This window comes from Streptomyces fagopyri (genome assembly GCF_009498275.1).
Classification (GTDB): domain Bacteria; phylum Actinomycetota; class Actinomycetes; order Streptomycetales; family Streptomycetaceae; genus Streptomyces; species Streptomyces fagopyri.
Map to the genome: position 1 here is coordinate 3,039,872 of NZ_CP045643.1, position 18,517 is coordinate 3,058,388.

Here is an 18,517-nt window from a genome sequence, read left to right on the forward strand (position 1 = left end):
TTGGCCGGTGAACTCTTCCCGTCACCGGCACACCACTCTTCTCGGGCTGCCCGTTCTCGCCCTGCTGATCACCGTCACGGGCTGCTCCTCAGCAGACGACGGCGCCTCGGCCGTGGTTCCCGGTCCGGGCGCGAAGGTCTCCGCGCTGTGCCGGGACCTGGACAAGGTGCTGCCGAAGAAGGTGGACGGCCTCGACCGGAACGATCCCGAGCCCCGGTCCGCGCTGACCGCGGGCTGGGGAAGCCCGGCGATCATACTGCGCTGTGGTGTCGAACGACCCTCGAAGATGAGCGACATGGAAGCGCTCAGCGGCGAGGTGAACGGAGTCGGCTGGCTGATGGAGAAGCGGGACGACGGGGCGTACCGCTTCACCAGCAGTCTGCGCCGGGCGTACGTCGAGGTCAGCGTGCCGAAGAAGTGGGCCCAGCGGGACGGTTCGGCCGCGCTCGTCGATCTGGCGGCGCCCATCAAGAAGGCGATCCCCGCGGGGATCGCCGACTGAGACGAACGGGCTGAACCGCCCGGAACAGAACGAACCGGCCGGAACGAACCGGGCGGACCGCAGTGGCCGCGACGGAGCGGCCGGAACCGCCGGACCGCAGTGGCCGCGACAGCCGGACCGGAGTGGTGAGGCCGGGGACCGGCGTGCCCGGCCCCCACGGCGACCGATCGTCCGGCCCCAGCCGTCCGGCCCGGCCCGTCCGGCCCGTCCGGCCCTCGATCCAGGATCTACCCGGATCCAGGATCTACCCGGATCCAGGACCTACCGCAGGCCGGTGGAGCGCCGCAGCGCCGCCTGCACCAGGAGGTCGACCAGCCGCGGGTAGTCGACCCCGGTCTCCTCCCACATCCGCGGGTACATCGAGATCGGCGTGAAGCCCGGCATCGTGTTGATCTCGTTGATCACGAACTCGCCGTCCTCGGTGAGGAAGAAGTCCGCGCGGACGAGACCCTCGCACGACGCCGCGTCGAAGGCCTCGACCGCCAGGCGCCGCACCTCGGCGGTCTGCTCCTCGGTGAGCGGCGCGGGCACGATGCCCGGGGCCGAATCGATGTACTTCGCCTCGAAGTCGTAGAAGTCGTGGGACTGCACCGGCGGGATCTCGGCCGGCACACTGGCGCGCGGGCCGTCCTCGAACTCCAGGACCCCGCACTCGATCTCCCGGCCGCGCAGCAGCGCCTCCACGATGATCTTCGGGTCGTGGCGCCGGGCCTCCTCGAACGCCTCGTCGAGGCCCTCGAAGGAGTCGACCTTGGTGATGCCGAACGACGAGCCGGCACGGGCGGGCTTGATGAACAGCGGCCAGCCGTGCTCCCCCGCGAACTCGGCGACGCGCTCGCGGGCACCGGCCGGGTCGAGCTCCCACTCCCGGGGACGGATCACCGTGTACGGGCCCACCTTCAGCCCGAAGGAGGTGAACACCCGCTTCATGTACTCCTTGTCCTGGCCGACGGCCGAGGCGAGCACGCCCGAGCCGACGTACGGGACCCCGGAGAGCTCCAGGAGCCCCTGGAGCGTGCCGTCCTCCCCGTAGGGGCCGTGCAGCACGGGGAAGACGACGTCGACCTCGCCCAGGGCCTTGGGGACGGATCCGGGCTCGCTGTAGACGACTTCGCGGTTCGACGGGTCGACGGGCAGGATCACGCCGCCCTCGGCCGACTCCGCGAGGAGGTCCACGCTCGGCTGCTGCCGGTCGACGATGGCCATCCGCTCCGGCTCGTCGGCGGTGAGCGCCCAACGGCCGTCCAGGGTGATGCCGATCGGCAGGACGTCGTACTTCGTCCGGTCGATGGCGCGCAGCACGGCGCCGGCCGTGACCACGGAGATCCCGTGTTCGGAGCTGCGCCCGCCGAAGACGACGGCCACGCGCGGCTTGCGAGGCGGCTGCTCAGGGCTCTGGGGGAGGTTCTCGGTGCTCATATCGCGTTGAGAGTACCCGGTGGTAGCGCGCTGAGTCAGCGCCCCGCGACGGCCGTTGCTCAGCGTCGCGCGAGTGGTCGCACAGCGTTGATCCCCGGTGCCGCGGAAGGCGTCACGGAGCACCGCGCGCCGCCCGTCCGGCCGGTGACGGGGCGGCGGCGCGACGGCTCAGCGGCGTTCGGGCTTCGCGCTGCGCGACATCAGTTCCTTGAGCGCGACGACCGGCGGCTTGCCCTCGTGGACGATGCCGACGACCGTCTCGGTGATGGGCATGTCGACGCCGTGCCGACGGGCCAGATCGAGCACGGACTCACAGGACTTGACACCCTCGGCGGTCTGCTTGGTGACGGCGATGGTCTCCCGCAGGGTCATGCCCCTGCCGAGGTTGGTGCCGAAGGTGTGGTTGCGCGAGAGGGGCGACGAGCAGGTGGCCACCAGGTCGCCGAGGCCCGCCAGTCCGGAGAAGGTCAGCGGGTCGGCGCCCATGACGAGGCCGAGCCGGGTGGTCTCGGCGAGCCCGCGCGTGATGAGCGAGCCCTTGGCGTTGTCGCCGAGGGCCATCCCGTCCGCGATGCCGACGGCGAGACCGATGACGTTCTTGACCGCCCCGCCGAGTTCGCAGCCCACCACGTCGGTATTGGTGTACGGGCGGAAGTACGGGGTGTGACAGGCGGCCTGGAGGCGCTGGGCGACCGCTTCCGAGGTGCAGGCGACGACGGCGGCGGCCGGCATCCGGGCGGCGATCTCCCGTGCGAGGTTGGGCCCGGTCACCACGGCGACGCGGTCGGCGCCGACCTTGGCGACGTCCTCGATCACTTCACTCATCCGCATGGCCGAGCCGAGTTCGACGCCCTTCATGAGGGAGACGAGCACGGTGTCCGGATCCAGCAGCGGCACCCAGTCCGCGAGGTTGGCCCGCAGGGTCTGGGAGGGCACCGCGAGCACGGTGAAGTCGGCGTCGCGCGCGGCCTCGGCGGCGTCGGTGGTGGCCCGCAGGTTCCCGGGGAGTTCGACGCCCGGCAAGTAGTCCGGGTTCGTGTGCGTGGAGTTGACCGCTTCGGCGAGTTCCGCGCGCCGGCCCCACAGGGTGACCTCGCACCCCGCGTCGGCGAGCACCATGCCGAAGGCCGTACCCCACGACCCGGACCCGAAGACGGCCGCCTTCACGGGCTTGCTCACGTGCCCTGCCCCTCTTCACGCTGTGCCTGTACCTGCGCCGTCCCCTGGGCATGGGCACGTGTCTGCGCCTGGGCCGTCTCCTGGGTCTTCTCCTGGGCCGCGGTGCGCCTGCGCTGCTCGATCCGCACCTGACGCGGGTCGTAGGGCGTCTCGGGCGCCTTCTCGCCGCGGATCTCCTCCAGCAGCGCGGTGACAGCGGCCATGATGACCTCGGTGGCCTCCTTGAGGAGGTCCGGGCTCATCTCCCTGTCGTAGAAGGCCGAGAGGTCCACCGGGGGGCCCGCGAGCACGTGGTGGGTCTTGCGCGGAAGGATGTCGGGCTTCTTGGCGTACGGCGGGAGCAGTTCGTTCGCGCCCCACTGGGCGACCGGGATCACCGGGCACTTGGTCTGCAGAGCGACGCGCGCGGCCCCGGTCTTGCCGGTCATCGGCCAGCCGTCGGGGTCACGGGTGAGGGTGCCCTCGGGGTAGAACGCGACGCATTCACCGCGCTCCACGGCGTCGATCGCGGCCCGGAAGGCGCTCAGCGCGTCGGTGCTCTCGCGGTAGACGGGGATCTGTCCGGTGCCGCGCATCGCGGCCCCCACGAATCCCTTCCTGAAAAGCCCGGCCTTCGCCAGGAAACGCGGAACACGCCCGGTGTTGTACTGATAGTGGGCGTACGCGAACGGGTCCACATGCGAATTGTGGTTCACCGCGGTAATAAATCCGCCCTCGGCCGGAATGTTCTCCATTCCACGCCAGTCCCGCTTGATCAGAACCACGAGCGGCGGTTTGCAGAGAACCGCTGCGAAGCGGTACCAGAAGCCGATTCTGCGGCGGGGCACGCGGGCACCTTCCTCTTTGGGCCTGGGGGGCCGCACAAGTGTCGCCCCAGGCCGCCGGTCTGTCGAGAACACCGTACGCCCCGACGTCCGGACCGCCAGGGCCACCGGGTCACAATGGGCGCGACAAGGCAGGAACGGAGCGCCCGTGCAGTGGACGTTGGTCGTACCCCTCAAACCCCTGGCGCGGGCCAAGAGCAGGCTGTCGGACACCGCTGCCGACGGAGTGCGCCCGGGACTCGCCCTCGCGTTCGCACAGGACACCGTGGCCGCCGCGCTGGCCTGCGCGGCCGTCCGCGATGTGGCGGTAGTCACGGACGACGTGCTGGCCGGGCGGGAGCTGGCGGCACTGGGCGCGCGGATCGTCCCGGACGAGCCGGACGGCGGCCTGAACGCGGCGCTGGCGCACGCGGCGGCCGTCGTACGTTCCCACAGCCCCGAATGCGCGGTGGCGGCCCTGAACGCCGATCTGCCCGCGCTGCGCCCCACGGAATTGGCCCGGGTACTCGACGCCGCGGCCGAATTCCCGCGCGCATTTCTCGCCGACGCGGCGGCAATCGGCACCACGCTGCTGGCCGCCTCACCGGGCCGTGAATTGCGCCCGGCTTTCGGTACCGATTCGCGTGCCCGGCACCGCGCGTCGGGCGCCGCGGAACTCCTCGTGCCCGCGGTGGATTCCGTACGCCAGGACGTGGACACCGGTGACGACCTGCGCGCGGCGCTCGCCCTGGGCGTGGGCCCGCGCACGGCCGCGGTGGCGGCCGGACTCCTCATCCCCGGCCAGTCCGGCACCTGACCCCGGGCCGCCGCGGCCCCCGGTCCCCGTCACCCGGACCCGCGGGCGCCGTCCTCGGTCCGGGTCGGGGCGGCCGACACCGAGGGCCCGCATCGAGCCTCCGGACCGTCCGAGCCCGGCGCACGCACGGTCCGGTGTCCGGCGTCCGCCCCGTGGGCGGCCTCGCACGGGGCCCGGGGCCCGGACCCGACACCGGCCCGTGAACGTCGGCCCCCGTTCCTGGACCCGACACCGCGACAGCAGGCGGACGCACGACGCGCGTCCCGGCATCCGCTCCCGGCGCCCGGCCCGCGAAGACCCGCCACCGGGCGCACAGGACCGGCAGCGGACCGGCACCGGGCCTGTGAAGGCCTCCGTCGGGACACGTCGTCAGGGCCCTGGCGGTCGGTGCCGGGCGTCGGTGGGCCGACGCGTGGATGCCGTGGTGCCGGGTGCGCGGTCTCGCGGGACCGGCAGGACCCGCAGGACCCGCAGGACCCGCAGGACCCGCAGGACCCGCAGGACCCGCACCAAGCCTGCGCGGGCCGCCGTCGGATGCGCGGCGGCCACTGCCACGCCCCCGAGGCCCCGCACCCGGGTCGTGGCAGCGGACCCCGGGGTCCGCCCAGGGCCCGGGGTCCGCCCAGGGCCCGGGGTCCACACACCGGACGCGCGAGGCCCGGCCCACCGCCCCCGAGGCCCGGCCCGCAGGCCGTACGCCGGCCGCGCCTCGAACCACCGAGGTCTCCGTCCCCGTCCCCGTCTTCGTCCCCTCCCGCGTACCGTCCACCCCTCGCCGACAGGGGCTCCCCGCCCGCCACGCGCACAACGCACGTCCGACCGGTCGTCCGGGGTCCGGCACCGGACCCGCGGGCGACCCCGGCCGCCCCGCGGCGTCCCGAAGCCCGGACGGCGCCCTCAGGAGCCCCGCCCACGGCTCCCTGGCAAATCCGGACCGGCGAGCCGGCGGCGTGTCCGCGGAGCGGCCCCTCGGCGCCGTACGGCCCCCGTCACGCCCTCCGTCGCCGCGGCCCGCCCGCTCCCCCTCCCAGTCCCCCGGTACGCACCCCCGGCGGGACCGGTGCTCGATAAACTCCCGGCATGCAGGCGACCGCGTACACGTACGACCCCGAGACCCGTAGCGGGCAGGTGCTGCTCGACGACGGCACCCCCGTGCCCTTCGACGGCGCGGCGTTCGACGCCGGCGGTCTGCGACTGCTGCGCCCGGGGCAGCGCGTGCGCATCGAGACCGAGGGTGACGGCGCGGCGCGGCGGATCACCCTCGTGACGCTCCAGACGTTCTGACCGGGCCCGCCCGGCCGTCCCCGGACACGCCGCGGGCCGGGCTCCCCGTGGGAGCCCGGCCCGGCGCGTGAGGTGCCCTGCGCCCCTGCTTCTCAGCGGGCGGTGGTCTTCTTGGCGGTCGTCTTGCGAGCCGTCGACTTCTTGGCCGGGGCCTTCTTGGCCGTCGCCTTCTTGGCCGGGGCCTTCTTGGCGGTGGCCTTCTTGGCCGTCGTCTTCTTCGCCGCGACCTTCTTGGCCGTCGCCGTGGTCTTCTTGGCGGTGGCCTTCTTGGCCGTCGTCGCCGTCTTCTTCGCGGCGGCGGTGGTGGTCTTCTTCGCGGCCGTCTTCTTCACGGCGGCGGTGGTCTTCCTGGCCGTCGCCTTCTTGGCGGTGGTGGCCTTCTTGGCCGCGGCCTTCTTGACGGTGGCCGAGGCGCCGCCGGAGAGGCTGCCCTTGGGGGCCTTCTTGACCGCGACGTCGTTCTTCGGGAGCTTCTTCGAGCCGCTCACCAGGTCCTTGAAGCCCTGACCGGCGCGGAAGCGCGGCACCGAGGTCTTCTTGACCCGAACGCGCTCACCCGTCTGCGGGTTGCGGGCGTAACGAGCCGGACGGTCGACCTTCTCGAAGGAACCGAAGCCGGTGACCGAGACCCGGTCCCCGCCGACAACCGCACGGACGATGGCGTCCAGTACCGCGTCGACCGCGTCGGCGGCCTGCTGACGCCCGCCGACCTTGTCGGCAATCGCTTCTACGAGCTGCGCCTTGTTCACGTCTTCCCCTTCGGAGACATTGCCCGAACGAATGCGTTCAAGCTTTTTCGCACGTTAGGCAGATATATACCGCAAATCAAACACGAAACGGGCTAATCACCCTTGTGCCGCAACGAACTCGGGCTGCAGCGGAGTTCCTCAGCGTTCCCCTTCGAGGAATCGGCCCTCGTCGAGGTCGGTGGTGAACCGCTCCAGCCGCCTTGCCGCATCGGCGAGATCGTGCTTGGCCACGGCCGTAATGACCAGCAGCTTCCGGGTCAGCGCCATCCGTACGCCCTCCGGGACTTGCAGTGCACGCACTCTTGTGTGCGCTTCCTTGAGTTGGACCGCGACTGCCGTATAGAGCTGGAGTTGGCCGTCGTGTTCCATGCACAGATTGTGCCATCTGGGGCGAGTTGTCGCCTGCCCAGGGGGTAACTGCCGCGCTCCGAGGGGGTCCTGGAGGCCTCGGGGCGCCATCGCCACAAGCCGTGCGTACCTAGGCAATTCCCTTTGGAAATGCGGTAGTTGGTGCCCTTCGAGGCGGCGCGCGGAGGCCTTCCGGGGGCAGACGCAGCTGTACCCCCAACCGTCCACGATTGGGGGTACAGAGGGGTGTTGCGGTGGCTGAAATCAGCTGTGCGACGGTCGCGCGGCGGGTCGCGCCGCGCGCCGGACGTCAGACCTGGAGCGTCTTCGGCTTGTACGACGGCCGCTTGACCTCGTACTCCGCGATGTCGCCCTCGTTCTGGAGGGTGATGGAGATGTCGTCCAGGCCGTTCAGCAGCCGCCAGCGGGCGTTCTCGTCGAGTTCGAAGGCGGCGGTGATGCCCTCGGCGCGCACCTCGCGGGCCTCCAGGTCGACCGTGATCTCGGCCTGCGGGTCCTTCTCGGCGAGTTCCTGCAGCGCGTCCACGGTCTTCTGCTCCAGAACCACCGTGAGCAGGCCGTTCTTGAGCGAGTTGCCCCGGAAGATGTCCGCGAAGCGGGACGAGACGACGGCCTTGAAGCCGTAGTTCTGCAGGGCCCAGACGGCGTGCTCGCGGGAGGAGCCCGTACCGAAGTCGGGGCCCGCGACCAGGACCGTGGCGCCCTTGCGCTCGGGCTGGTTGAGGATGAAGGACGGGTCCTTGCGCCAGGCCTCGAAGAGCCCGTCCTCGAAGCCGTCCCTGGTCACCTTCTTGAGCCAGTGGGCGGGGATGATCTGGTCGGTGTCGACGTTGCTGCGGCGCAGCGGGACGGCCCGGCCGGTGTGCGTGGTGAATGCTTCCATGGCTTATCGGACTCCAGCGGGCGTACGGGCGTCGGACAGGTCGGCCGGGGAGGCCAGATGGCCCAGCACGGCGGTGGCGGCGGCGACCTGCGGGGAGACCAGGTGCGTACGGCCGCCCTTGCCCTGCCTGCCCTCGAAGTTGCGGTTGGAGGTGGACGCGGAGCGCTCACCGGGGGCCAGCTGGTCGGGGTTCATGCCCAGACACATCGAGCAGCCCGCGTGCCGCCATTCGGCGCCGGCTTCCTTGAAGACGACGTCCAGGCCCTCGGAGACGGCCTGCAGACCGACCCGCGCGGATCCGGGGACCACCAGCATCCGTACGCCCTCGGCGACTTTGCGGCCCTCGACGATCGCGGCGGCGGCCCGCAGATCCTCGATGCGACCGTTGGTGCACGAACCTACGAAGACGGTGTCGACCTCGATGTCGCGCAGCGGCTGTCCGGCGGTCAACCCCATGTATTCCAGGGCCTTTTCGGCGGCGAAGCGCTCCGAAGCGTCTTCGTACGAAGCCGGATCGGGGACGGCCGCCGAAAGCGGGGCGCCCTGACCGGGGTTGGTGCCCCAGGTGACGAACGGGGCCAGCGAGGGACCGTCGATGACGACCTCGGCGTCGAAGACCGCGTCCTCGTCCGTCCTCAGCGTCTTCCAGTAGGCGACCGCCGCGTCCCAGTCCTCGCCCTCGGGCGCGTGGGCGCGTCCCGCGAGATAGGCGAAGGTCGTCTCGTCGGGGGCGATCATGCCCGCGCGGGCGCCGGCCTCGATCGACATGTTGCAGATGGTCATCCGGGCCTCCATCGAGAGCTTCTCGATGGCGGAGCCGCGGTATTCCAGGATGTAGCCCTGGCCGCCGCCGGTGCCGATCCTGGCGATGATCGCCAGGATCAGGTCCTTGGCGGTGACGCCCTCGGGCAGCTCGCCGTCGACCGTGATGGCCATGGTCCTGGGACGGGCCAGCGGCAGCGTCTGGGTGGCCAGCACGTGCTCGACCTGCGAGGTGCCGATGCCGAACGCCAGCGCGCCGAAGGCGCCGTGCGTGGAGGTGTGCGAGTCGCCGCAGACCACGGTGGTGCCCGGCTGGGTCAGGCCCAGCTGCGGTCCCACGACGTGGACGACACCCTGCTCGACGTCGCCCAGCGAGTGCAGGCGCACACCGAACTCGGCGCAGTTCTTGCGCAGCGTCTCCAGCTGGGCCCGGGAGACCGGGTCCGCGATGGGCTTGTCGATGTCGAGGGTCGGGGTGTTGTGATCCTCGGTGGCGATGGTGAGGTCGAGACGCCGCACCGGGCGCCCCGCCTGACGGAGACCGTCGAAGGCCTGGGGGCTGGTCACCTCGTGCAGCAGGTGCAGATCGATGTAGAGGAGGTCGGGCTCGCCCTCGGCGCGCCGGACGACATGGTCGTCCCAGACCTTCTCCGCGAGTGTCCTACCCATCGCTTTCCCTCCGGCCGGCCTGTGTGGCGCCGGCCCAACTAGAGATTTCCGGGGCGGCAGACGTTCGTACCCCTCGTCCGGACGTCGTCCGCCAGGCCCGTTGGTCCGCGGGCCGCTGTGTCTACAAGGGTGGCGCTTTCCACCGGAAATTGAACTTGCGTTTCACAGAGTGAGACGCGAGTATCGTTTCATGGACAACAGTAGCGGCGTCGGCGTACTGGACAAGGCAGCCCTTGTCCTGAGCGCTCTGGAGTCCGGTCCGGCCACCCTCGCGGGTCTGGTCGCGGCGACCGGACTGGCACGACCCACGGCACATCGTCTCGCCGTGGCGCTGGAACACCACCGCATGGTGGCGCGCGACATGCAGGGGCGCTTCATTCTCGGACCGCGCCTCTCCGAGCTGGCCGCGGCCGCCGGTGAGGACCGTCTGCTCGCCACGGCGGGCCCGGTGCTCACGCATCTGCGGGACATCACGGGCGAGAGCGCCCAGCTCTACCGCCGCCAGGGCGACATGCGCATCTGTGTCGCGGCGGCCGAGCGTCTGTCCGGCCTTCGGGACACCGTCCCGGTCGGTTCCACGCTCACCATGAAGGCCGGGTCCTCGGCCCAGATCCTGATGGCCTGGGAGGAGCCGGAGCGGCTGCACCGGGGCCTGCAGGGCGCCCGCTTCACGGCGACGGCGCTGTCGGGCGTACGGCGCCGGGGCTGGGCCCAGTCGATCGGCGAGCGCGAGCCGGGTGTGGCCTCCGTCTCCGCGCCGGTGCGCGGACCGTCGAACCGCGTGGTGGCCGCCGTCTCGGTCTCCGGGCCGATCGAGCGCCTGACCCGGCATCCGGGCCGGATGCACGCCCAGGCGGTCATCGACGCCGCCGGCCGTCTCTCCGAGGCCCTGCGCCGCACCGGCTGATCCGCACTCCGGGTGTGTCCCGGGGGACGAGCCGGCCTCAACGCCGCGGCAGGCCCGTCCCCCGGCCCGCACGACCACAGGAGTGCGAGGAGCCCCCCGCCCGGCCACGGACGACCCGCGCAGCCCGCCGGACCACCACCCCCGCAGGAGCGCGAGAAGCCGCGCGTTCGGCCTCGAACGCCCGGCGCGGGCCGGTCAACCCGCGCCTCCCCCGATCTGCGACTCCGTCTCCTCCGCCGCTGCCCGGGGCGACCGGTGCGCGAACCGGTCCGCCGCCCGCCGCCCCCGCTTCTCCACCGGCAGGGACCCGTGCGCGGCGGCCAGTCCGAAGGGCGGCATGTCCGCGTAGATCGACTCGTACGACCCCTCCGGCACGACGTACGTCTCGTGCCAGATCCCCACGTGCTGCCGGAGCCCGCCCGCCCGCTCCTTGCGGTTGATGATCACCCACGCCTTGTGGTGGAACATGTCGGGCGCCGACGCGTACACGTAGAGCTTCTCCTTGGACTCCCAGTACTGGACGACGTAGTACGTGCGCGGCGACGCCGTCAGCAGGACGCGGCCGAGCAGGCCCCGGCGGGGCTCCTTCTCCAGCTCCCGCACCATGCGCAGCATGGCGAAGAACACCGGTACCCACTGGTGCACCGCCCAGAAGTGGTTGACGCGCATACCGATCAACAGGACGACCACGTCCCCCTCGGCGGCTGCGGTGGTACGGCCTGCGGTCACACGGGTGCCGGACATCTCGTCCCCTCCGTTGGTGAGCGGCGCTATCCGATGGCGCCATGCTTGGATAGTGGCGCCACCCAACGAAGGGCGCAAGAGATGCGGCTGGCGGAGTTGAGCGAGCGGAGCGGGGTGTCCACCGCGACGATCAAGTACTACCTGCGGGAAGGGCTGTTGGCTCCCGGGCGCCAGGTCAACGCGACCACGGCGGACTACGACGAGAGCCAGTTGCGCCGGCTGCGGCTGGTGCGGGCGCTGATCCAGGTGGGCCGGGTGCCGGTGGCCACGGCCAGGGAGGTCCTCGGGCACGTCGACGACGAGTCCCTGGGCCGGACGATCCGGCTGGGGGCGGCCCTGTGGGCGCTGCCGCAGGAGCCCGAGCCGGACGATCAGGACCCGGCCGTGCGGTCCGCGCGCCGCGAGGTGGACCAGTTGCTGGCGGACCTGGGCTGGGAGACCGCGCGGGAACTCGCCCCGCTCTCCCCCGTGCACCGTTCGCTGGTGGCGGCGGTGGCGACGCTGATCCGGCTCGGCTATTCCTGGGATGCGGAACTCCTCACACCGTACGCGGAGTTGATGCACCAGGTGGCCGTGCGGGATCTGGACCACCTGGAGACGCACACGTCCGACGCGGAGCGGGTGGAGACCGCGGTCGCCTCGGCGGTGCTCTTCGAGCCGGTGCTTCGCGCGCTGCACCGGCTGGCGCAGGAACAGGAGTCCGCTCGGCGGTACGGCATCGAGTGAGCCGCCGTACGGGCGAGGCGTCTCGGACCGTACGACGGGAGGAGGCGGGCCGCGCGGCGAAAGGGCCGGGGCGTCCGGGAAACGCCTACAGGCCCCCACCGAAGTGGAGGCCCGTAGGACTCTGTACCCCCGACCGGATTCGAACCGGCGCTACTGCCGTGAGAGGGCAGCGTGCTAGGCCGCTACACAACGGGGGCAAGGATCATGCGCTTCCGCAGAATCCGAGCTGGGCTACCAGGACTCGAACCTAGAATGACGGTACCAGAAACCGTAGTGTTGCCAATTACACCATAGCCCATAGCGGTTCAGACCATCAGATGGCCTGGACCAGTACCCCCGACCGGATTCGAACCGGCGCTACTGCCGTGAGAGGGCAGCGTGCTAGGCCGCTACACAACGGGGGCCCTAGCGATCCTGCATGAGAGGCAGCGGGTGCGACCCGGACTGCCTCCCTGAGAAGGATCTGTACCCCCGACCGGATTCGAACCGGCGCTACTGCCGTGAGAGGGCAGCGTGCTAGGCCGCTACACAACGGGGGCTTTGCGGAGCTGGTCTCCGCGGGTGCAGATGAGCTCTGCGAGCTGGCCTACCAGGACTCGAACCTAGACTAACGGAACCAGAAACCGTCGTGCTGCCAATTACACCATAGGCCACTGAAACTCAATCCCAGTAGGGATCTTGTTTTAGCTTGCGCCTCCGAGCTCCGGCCTTTCGGCCCGCTCTCGGCGGCGCAGGAAGAACATTACCTGAAGGTGGACGGCGCTCCAAAACGGGTATCGGCGCGGAGGACTGCGGGGAGTTCGGCCAGCGAGACGATCCGGTGCGGGCCCGTCGGTGGGCCGCCGACCGCGGTGTGAGTGCCGTCACGGTCGATCCAGACGGAGAGCAGACCCGCGTCGGCTGCGCCGCGTCCGTCGATCTCCGGGTGGTCGCCGACGTAGGCGACCTGACCGGGCGGCAGGCCGAGGGCCCGGCAGGCGGCGTGGAATGCCTCGGCCGCGGGCTTGGAGACGCCGAGCTCCGCCGCGCACAGGAGCGCCTCGAACCGGTCGCGCACGCCCAGGACGCGGAGCTTGCGCTCCTGGTTGTGGACGCTGGAGTTGGACAGGACCGCGTGCCGGTGGCTCTCGGCGAGGGCGTCGAGGGCCGGCAGTACGTCGGGGAAGAGCGCCCATCCCGCCTCGTAGTGCGCCAGATACCGCTGGAACCAGGCGTCCGCGCGGGCGTCGCCGAGCGGCTCGCCCAGGAACTCCCGCACCCGGTCCCGGCGCTGCCCCTCCCAGTCCGACTCCCCCGCCGCGAACCTCGCCCACTGCCGGTCGGTGATCTCCCGCCAGCGGGCGAGGGCCTGCTCGACGGACGCGTACCCGTCGAGCAGGCCCTCGGCCACGAGATGCGCGCGCATCCCGGCCCGGTCCGCTGTCGTGTAGTCGAAGAGCGTGTCGTCGACGTCCCACACCACGGCCCGCACAGTCATGGTCCGACGGTAACCCCGGGCGGGCCGGGGCGTCCGTCAGTCGACGGTGGTCGTACCGGTCAGGAGGAGGCCGGGTCCTTCGTCGTCACGCGGCGCGGCGGTCAGCTTCCAGGTGTACGTGCCCCGGGGCGCCCTGCCCCCCGCCGTGGTCGCGCCGTCCCACGAGGCGCGCACCGCGGCGGCGGTGGAGGTGCCGGTGAGGGTGCGGACGACCGTGCCGGTGGCGCTGATCAGCTGGAGGGTCCAGGCCGAGGGCTTGCTCAGCTGCCAGACGGGCTGCCACGGTTCGGCGGTCGTCGGGCCGGGCGCGGCGTCGGTCTGGGCCTCCATCTGCGCGAGCGGCGAGGTGGGCACGCCCGCGGTGACGAGCGCCACCTGGCCGCGGTCGGTCAGGTGGGCGACGTTGCCGCCGAAGCGGTCGACGGTCCAGCGGCCGGTGTTGCCGCCCGTGTCCCGGTCGGTCGCCGGCAGCACGGCCAGCGTGCGGGTGGTCGCCGATCCCGCGTGGAAGTCCGTGAGCAGCAGTTCGTGCGTGGTGCGGTTCTCGCGGACCAGGTAGCCGTCGGCGAGCCGGGCCTGGCCGGCCGGCACGGTGATGGCGCGGCCGGTCGCGCGGTCGTAGACGCCCGCGGGACCGGACGCGCCGCAGCTCCAGTACAGCCAGGCGTCGACGGCCTGGATCTCGCTGGGCGTGCACGGGGCGCCGGTGGCCACGGTGGCAGGGTTCTTCCTCGACTTCAGGTCGTACGCCACGACGCTGCCGAGGGAGCTGCCCGGCGTCCACAGGCGCTGGCCCCAGACGGCGGCGGCGGTGCGGGTGCGGTCGAGCGCGGTCTCGCCGCCGGCGCCGCGCGGGAAGTCGGCGACCTTCTGCGCGCCCGGCGTTCCGCCGTTGTAGAGGACGTAGCGGCCGGTGCCCGTGCCGATGCGTCCGCCGGAGGAGCCGGTGGCCACGGTCGCGTACGTGTTGGGTGTGCGTCCGGTGACGTGGACGGACTCCTTGCCGTCCGCGCCCGTGGACAGGTAGGCGAAGCCGCCGTCGCCGAGTGCCTCGAACTGGGGGCAGGCCACGTCGCCGGCCAGGCACGGCGAGGGGTTCAGCAGTGAGGCGCGGTGGGTCTGGGGCCCGGCCGGGCGGCCGGCGGCGTCGAGCTGGACGCCGTGGACGGCGTCGTAGCCGCCCTGGTCGGTGGTGTTGCCGTACATCAGGAGCTCTCCGCCGGCGAGCATGATGCCCTCGATCGTCGCCCGGTTCGCCTCGACGTCGAGCACCGGCGCGGCGGTGGCGCCGGTCCCGGTGGGCGTGACCCGGTAGACGTGCCAGTCGGCGCTGGACGGGCCCGCCGTGGCGAGCAGACCGCCGTCGAGGGTGGGGGTGTAGCTGCCGCTGGAGCGGTCGATGACCGTGGTCCGCACGCCGTCGGCCAGGGAGATGCCCACCAGCCGGTAGGTGTCGGGGCTGAAGACCACGGACGGGTCGGCGAGCATCAGCTGGTCGCCGACGACGCCCTGGATCTTGTAGTCGCCGTAGGTGGGGGCGGGTACGGGGTCGGTGCCAGGTGCCGCGTCGATCCGGGCCACCCTGTTCCCGGCGACGAGCCAGCGGTCGTTGAACCTGACCGGTCCCGTGGAGGTCACGCCGGTGACGTAGGAGCGGAAGGTGCCGTCGGCGAGGTCGATCAGGCCGAGCGAGTCGACGCCGTCGAGGGTGTAGCCGACGGCGAGCCTGCGCACCGAGCCGCCCGTGCGGAACACGCCGTCCGGCGCCGCCCCGGACGGCAGGCCGGTGACCGGGAGGTCGGTGGTGGTGCCGTCGCCTGCCGCGCGCAGGACGTGCAGGGCGCCGTCCGCGTCCTGGGTGAGCGCGCTCCAGCCGACGGCGGCCTTGTAGGTCTGCCCCTGGGGCACGGTGAGGGTGACACTCACCCCGGTGGACTGGTGCTTCTGGGTGACGGTGCCGACTCCCCCGGTGGTGATCACGTCGGTGCCGGTGGCCAGGTCGTCCGGGCCGGCGTGCGCGGGCGGCGTGTAGCCCGGGTGGTCCGCCCAGTGAGCCGTCGACGATCCGGTGTCGGGCAGCGTGTAACGGAAACCGGAGGCTCCGGCCCAGCCGAAGAGCACCTCGGGGGGCGTGGCCCGGTTCAGCTGGACCGTGGCGACCGGGGTGTCGGCGGCCGGCGCGGCCTGGGCGGGCACGGTCCGCACCGCGCAGGTCAGAGCCACGGCTCCGCTGAGGGCCAGCCCGACAAGTCTTCGTGAACGGGTCACGTCCGCCTCCCCTGGAACATGGTGAGCAGGCGCGTCACGCGCCTGCTCGGACATCCAAAGGGGTTTCTGGGGGCGGGAGTTGACAGGAAGGGTGAACTCCCGGCGACCACTGGGTGTACAGCGGCGGGGCGGCGTCCGAACCGGACGCCGCCCCGCTGTCAGTGTGCCGTGTGGTCCGCCGGGACGGACCGTTACTTCGCCGCGAGCCTCGTCAGCGCCGCGTCGACCCGCGCCAGCGCCGTCTCCTTGCCCAGGATCTGCAGGGACTCGAAGAGCGGCAGGCCGACCGTGCGGCCGGTGACGGCGACGCGGACCGGGGCCTGGGCCTTGCCGAGCTTGAGGCCGTGCTCCTCACCGGCGGCCAGGACGGCCTCCTTGAGTGCCTCCGGGGAGGACCAGTCGGCCGTGTCCAGCTTCTCGCGGGCCGTCCGCAGGAGCGCGTCCGAGCCCTCCTTCATCGCCTTCGTCCAGGAGGCCTCGTCGTGGGCCGGCTCCGGCAGGAACAGGAAGTCGACGTTGTCCGTGATCTCGGAGAGGACCTTGAGCCGGGACTGCGCGTACGGGGCGATCGTCTGCCACTTCGCCTCGTCGAAGTCCTCCGGCGCCCAGGGGGCGAAGGGTGCCTTCAGCCAGGGGGCGCAGCGCTCCGTGAAGTCCTTCACGTCGAGCAGCCGGATGTGGTCGCCGTTGATCGACTCGGCCTTCTTCAGGTCGAAGCGGGCCGGGTTCGGGTTCACGTCCGTGACCTCGAAGGCGGCGACCATCTCGTCGATGCCGAAGATGTCGCGGTCCGCCGAGAGCGACCAGCCCAGCAGGGAGAGGTAGTTGAGCAGTCCCTCGGGAAGGAAACCGCGCTCCCTGTAGAGGTTGAGCGAGGACTCCGGGTCGCGCTTGGAGAGCTTCTTGTTGCCCTCGCCCATGACGTACGGGAGGTGGCCGAAGGCCGGGATCTCCTTGGCGATGCCCAGCTCGGTCAGCGCCTTGTAGAGGGCGATCTGCCGAGGGGTGGAGGAGAGCAGGTCCTCGCCGCGCAGGACGTGGGTGATCTCCATCAGGGCGTCGTCGACCGGGTTGACCAGCGTGTACAGGGGCGCGCCGTTGGCTCGTACGATCCCGTAGTCCGGCACGTTCTCCGGGAGGTACGTGATCTCGCCGCGGACCAGGTCCGTGAAGGTGATCGTGTCGTCGGGCATCCGGAAGCGGACGATCGACGTGCGGCCCTCGGCCTCGTACGCGGCCTTCTGCTCGGCGGAGAGGTCGCGGCAGTGACCGTCGTAGCCGGAGGGCTTGCCGGCGGCGCGGGCGGCGTCGCGGCGGGCGTCCAGCTCTTCGGTGGTGCAGTAGCAGTGGTACGCGTGGCCGGCGTCCAGCAGCTTCTGGGCGACGTCCTTGTAGAGGTCCATCCGCTGCGACTGGCGGTAGGGCGCGTGCGGGCCGCCGATCTCGGGGCCCTCGTCCCAGTCGAAGCCCAGCCAGCGCATCGCGTCGAGCAACTGGCCGTACGACTCCTCGGAGTCGCGGGCCGCGTCCGTGTCCTCGATACGGAAGACGAGGGTGCCTTCGTTGTGCCGGGCGAACGCCCAGTTGAACAGCGCCGTACGGACCAGGCCCACGTGGGGGTTGCCGGTCGGGGAGGGACAGAAACGTACACGGACGTTCGGGTTAGCCACGCTTGATCACCTTGTTGGTGAGAGTGCCGATGCCTTCGATGGTGACGGCGACCTCGTCGCCGACGTTCAGGGGGCCGACCCCAGCGGGGGTGCCGGTGAGGATCACGTCGCCGGGGAGCAGCGTCATGGCCTCGGTGATGTTGACGATCAGGTCCTCGACGCTGTGGGTCATCTCGCTGGTGCGGCCGAGCTGGCGCTGCTGCCCGTTGACCGTGCACTGGATGGTGATGCCCTCGGAGATCGCGGAGAGGTCCAGGTCCGTCTCCACCCAGGGGCCGAGCGGGCAGGAGCTGTCGAAGCCCTTGGCCCGCGCCCACTGCTTCTCGCGCTTCTGGACGTCGCGCGCGGTGACGTCGTTGGCGCAGGTGTAGCCGAGGATGACGTCCTTCACGCGCTCACGGGGCACCTCGCGGCACATCCGGCCGATCACCACGGCGAGCTCGGCCTCGTGGTGCACCTCGTTCGAGAAGGAGGGGTACCGGATGTCGTCGCCGGGGCCGATCACCGAGGTCGACGGCTTGAAGAAGGCGAACGGGGCGTCGGGCACCTCGTTGCCCAGCTCCTTCGCGTGCTCCGCGTAGTTGCGGCCGAAGGCCACGACCTTGTTCGGGAGCACCGGCGGCAGCAGCCGGACCTTGCCGAGGGGGACCTTCGTACCGGAGAGCTCGAAGTCCGCGAACGGGATGCCCTTGATGATGTCGAGGACGAGCTCGTCCGGCTTGTCGCCCTCGACCGCGCCGAACGCGACGTTGCCGTCGATGGAGAACCTGGCGATGCGCACGGGATCCTTGCGCCCCTCACTGAGCTGGCTGGAGTCTGACGCCCCAGGCTAACGCGGAGAGGGGTCCGCGCCCCGCGCATATCGGTCGGCGCGGTGATCGGGCGGCGGCCGGCGTGCGTACTAGTCGGCGACGGAGGCCGCGACCGGGGCTTCCATGAGGATGGTGCGCCGCGGGTTGGCGGTCTGCGCGGGGAGGTCGACCGAGTGCTCCGGCTGCTCCAGCGCCTGCATCGCGTCGGCGTCCTCGAGGTGCGCCAGCGTGGTGCGTCGCGGGTTGGCTATGTTGCGGAACATCATCGTCGTCTTCACTGTTGCGTTCGACCTCGTCAGAGCGGGCGCCGGGCGGGCTCAAGAGCCCCCGTGTCGGCGCAGGTTGTCGGATTTGCCATCCCTGTAAAGCGCCAGGCTAAACATGCGATTCCCGGTAGAAGCCGTGAAGACCTCATGATCGGCGTGTGAGTTTGCTCACTCGGGGGATGCCAAACCGGTCAATTCAGGCCGCCAACCC

The 18,517-nt window shown here is 71.3% G+C and carries 18 protein-coding genes and 5 tRNA genes; 5 read left to right on the forward strand and 18 right to left on the reverse strand.

Features of this window, described 5'->3' with window-relative positions; translation table 11 throughout:
* The first annotated feature begins 7 nt into the window (after nt 1-7).
* Nucleotides 8-502: a DUF3515 domain-containing protein gene (locus GFH48_RS12920; protein ID WP_153288412.1), complete on the forward strand. Its 495-nt coding sequence runs from the start codon at nt 8-10 to the stop codon at nt 500-502.
* A 261-nt stretch (nt 503-763) separates the two neighbouring features.
* On the opposite strand, the gene GFH48_RS12925 is transcribed toward GFH48_RS12920, so the two are convergent.
* From GFH48_RS12925 to GFH48_RS12935, 3 genes are all read right to left on the reverse strand, one after another.
* On the reverse strand, nt 764-1,921 hold the full coding sequence (locus tag GFH48_RS12925) for a D-alanine--D-alanine ligase family protein (RefSeq protein WP_153288413.1): 1,158 nt from the start codon (nt 1,919-1,921) through the stop codon (nt 764-766).
* Between the two features lie 168 nt (nt 1,922-2,089).
* Complete coding sequence (locus GFH48_RS12930; protein ID WP_153288414.1) at nt 2,090-3,100, reverse strand: NAD(P)H-dependent glycerol-3-phosphate dehydrogenase; 1,011 nt, start codon at nt 3,098-3,100, stop codon at nt 2,090-2,092.
* Nucleotides 3,097-3,927, reverse strand: a complete 831-nt coding sequence (locus GFH48_RS12935; protein WP_153288415.1) for a lysophospholipid acyltransferase family protein — start codon at nt 3,925-3,927, stop codon at nt 3,097-3,099. Before GFH48_RS12935 ends, GFH48_RS12930 begins: the two co-directional genes overlap by 4 nt.
* A 145-nt stretch (nt 3,928-4,072) precedes the next feature.
* On the opposite strand from GFH48_RS12935, the gene cofC reads away from it, so the two are divergent.
* The gene (cofC, locus tag GFH48_RS12940; RefSeq protein WP_153288416.1) at nt 4,073-4,720 is read left to right on the forward strand and encodes a 2-phospho-L-lactate guanylyltransferase; all 648 of its coding nucleotides are present in this window, start codon (nt 4,073-4,075) and stop codon (nt 4,718-4,720) included.
* Between the two features lie 1,080 nt (nt 4,721-5,800).
* A complete protein-coding gene (locus tag GFH48_RS12945) occupies nt 5,801-6,004 on the forward strand; it encodes a hypothetical protein (protein ID WP_148010644.1) in 204 nt (67 codons plus the stop codon).
* Between the two features lie 92 nt (nt 6,005-6,096).
* On the opposite strand, the gene GFH48_RS12950 is transcribed toward GFH48_RS12945, so the two are convergent.
* The 4 genes from GFH48_RS12950 to leuC all read right to left on the reverse strand — a co-directional run bounded on the left by GFH48_RS12950 (nt 6,097) and on the right by leuC (nt 9,436).
* Nucleotides 6,097-6,753 (reverse strand): HU family DNA-binding protein, encoded by a 657-nt coding sequence (locus GFH48_RS12950; RefSeq protein ID WP_153288417.1) that lies wholly within the window; start codon nt 6,751-6,753, stop codon nt 6,097-6,099.
* Between the two features lie 138 nt (nt 6,754-6,891).
* Nucleotides 6,892-7,122 carry an SCO5555 family protein gene (locus GFH48_RS12955; RefSeq protein ID WP_153288418.1) on the reverse strand — a complete coding sequence of 77 codons (231 nt, stop codon included), beginning with the start codon at nt 7,120-7,122 and terminating at the stop codon, nt 6,892-6,894.
* Nucleotides 7,123-7,411: 289 nt separating this feature from the next.
* Nucleotides 7,412-8,005 carry a 3-isopropylmalate dehydratase small subunit gene (gene leuD, locus GFH48_RS12960; RefSeq protein ID WP_153288419.1) on the reverse strand — a complete coding sequence of 198 codons (594 nt, stop codon included), beginning with the start codon at nt 8,003-8,005 and terminating at the stop codon, nt 7,412-7,414.
* Between the two features lie 3 nt (nt 8,006-8,008).
* Nucleotides 8,009-9,436: a 3-isopropylmalate dehydratase large subunit gene (gene leuC, locus GFH48_RS12965; RefSeq protein WP_153288420.1), complete on the reverse strand. Its 1,428-nt coding sequence runs from the start codon at nt 9,434-9,436 to the stop codon at nt 8,009-8,011.
* Nucleotides 9,437-9,626: 190 nt separating this feature from the next.
* Here leuC and ndgR point away from each other — a divergent pair, with 190 nt between their 5' ends.
* Nucleotides 9,627-10,343: an IclR family transcriptional regulator NdgR gene (gene ndgR / locus GFH48_RS12970; RefSeq protein WP_037625007.1), complete on the forward strand. Its 717-nt coding sequence runs from the start codon at nt 9,627-9,629 to the stop codon at nt 10,341-10,343.
* 195 nt (nt 10,344-10,538) lie between these two features.
* On the opposite strand, the gene GFH48_RS12975 is transcribed toward ndgR, so the two are convergent.
* Nucleotides 10,539-11,087: a DUF4188 domain-containing protein gene (locus GFH48_RS12975; protein ID WP_153288421.1), complete on the reverse strand. Its 549-nt coding sequence runs from the start codon at nt 11,085-11,087 to the stop codon at nt 10,539-10,541.
* A gap of 81 nt (nt 11,088-11,168) precedes the next feature.
* On the opposite strand from GFH48_RS12975, the gene GFH48_RS12980 reads away from it, so the two are divergent.
* A complete protein-coding gene (locus tag GFH48_RS12980) occupies nt 11,169-11,813 on the forward strand; it encodes a MerR family transcriptional regulator (protein WP_153288422.1) in 645 nt (214 codons plus the stop codon).
* Between the two features lie 124 nt (nt 11,814-11,937).
* On the opposite strand, the gene GFH48_RS12985 is transcribed toward GFH48_RS12980, so the two are convergent.
* The 10 genes from GFH48_RS12985 to GFH48_RS13030 form a co-directional block, all read right to left on the reverse strand.
* Nucleotides 11,938-12,010 (reverse strand) — tRNA-Glu (locus GFH48_RS12985).
* A 29-nt stretch (nt 12,011-12,039) separates the two neighbouring features.
* Nucleotides 12,040-12,111 (reverse strand) — tRNA-Gln (locus GFH48_RS12990).
* Between the two features lie 33 nt (nt 12,112-12,144).
* Nucleotides 12,145-12,217: transfer RNA gene (locus tag GFH48_RS12995), tRNA-Glu, on the reverse strand.
* Nucleotides 12,218-12,279: 62 nt separating this feature from the next.
* Nucleotides 12,280-12,352: transfer RNA gene (locus GFH48_RS13000), tRNA-Glu, on the reverse strand.
* A 42-nt stretch (nt 12,353-12,394) separates the two neighbouring features.
* Nucleotides 12,395-12,466, reverse strand: a tRNA-Gln gene (locus GFH48_RS13005).
* A gap of 89 nt (nt 12,467-12,555) precedes the next feature.
* Nucleotides 12,556-13,290, reverse strand: coding sequence for an HAD family hydrolase (locus tag GFH48_RS13010; protein ID WP_153288423.1), 735 nt, complete (start codon nt 13,288-13,290; stop codon nt 12,556-12,558).
* 36 nt (nt 13,291-13,326) lie between these two features.
* Nucleotides 13,327-15,558 carry a FlgD immunoglobulin-like domain containing protein gene (locus tag GFH48_RS13015; protein ID WP_153288424.1) on the reverse strand — a complete coding sequence of 744 codons (2,232 nt, stop codon included), beginning with the start codon at nt 15,556-15,558 and terminating at the stop codon, nt 13,327-13,329.
* A gap of 191 nt (nt 15,559-15,749) precedes the next feature.
* On the reverse strand, nt 15,750-17,228 hold the full coding sequence (gltX, locus tag GFH48_RS13020; RefSeq protein ID WP_153288425.1) for a glutamate--tRNA ligase: 1,479 nt from the start codon (nt 17,226-17,228) through the stop codon (nt 15,750-15,752).
* Entirely contained in the window at nt 17,221-18,009 is a 789-nt protein-coding gene (locus GFH48_RS13025) for a fumarylacetoacetate hydrolase family protein (RefSeq protein WP_153288426.1), read from the reverse strand. Before GFH48_RS13025 ends, gltX begins: the two co-directional genes overlap by 8 nt.
* A 120-nt stretch (nt 18,010-18,129) precedes the next feature.
* A complete protein-coding gene (locus GFH48_RS13030; RefSeq protein ID WP_153288427.1) occupies nt 18,130-18,318 on the reverse strand; it encodes a hypothetical protein in 189 nt (62 codons plus the stop codon).
* Between the last annotated feature and the right edge of the window lie 199 nt (nt 18,319-18,517).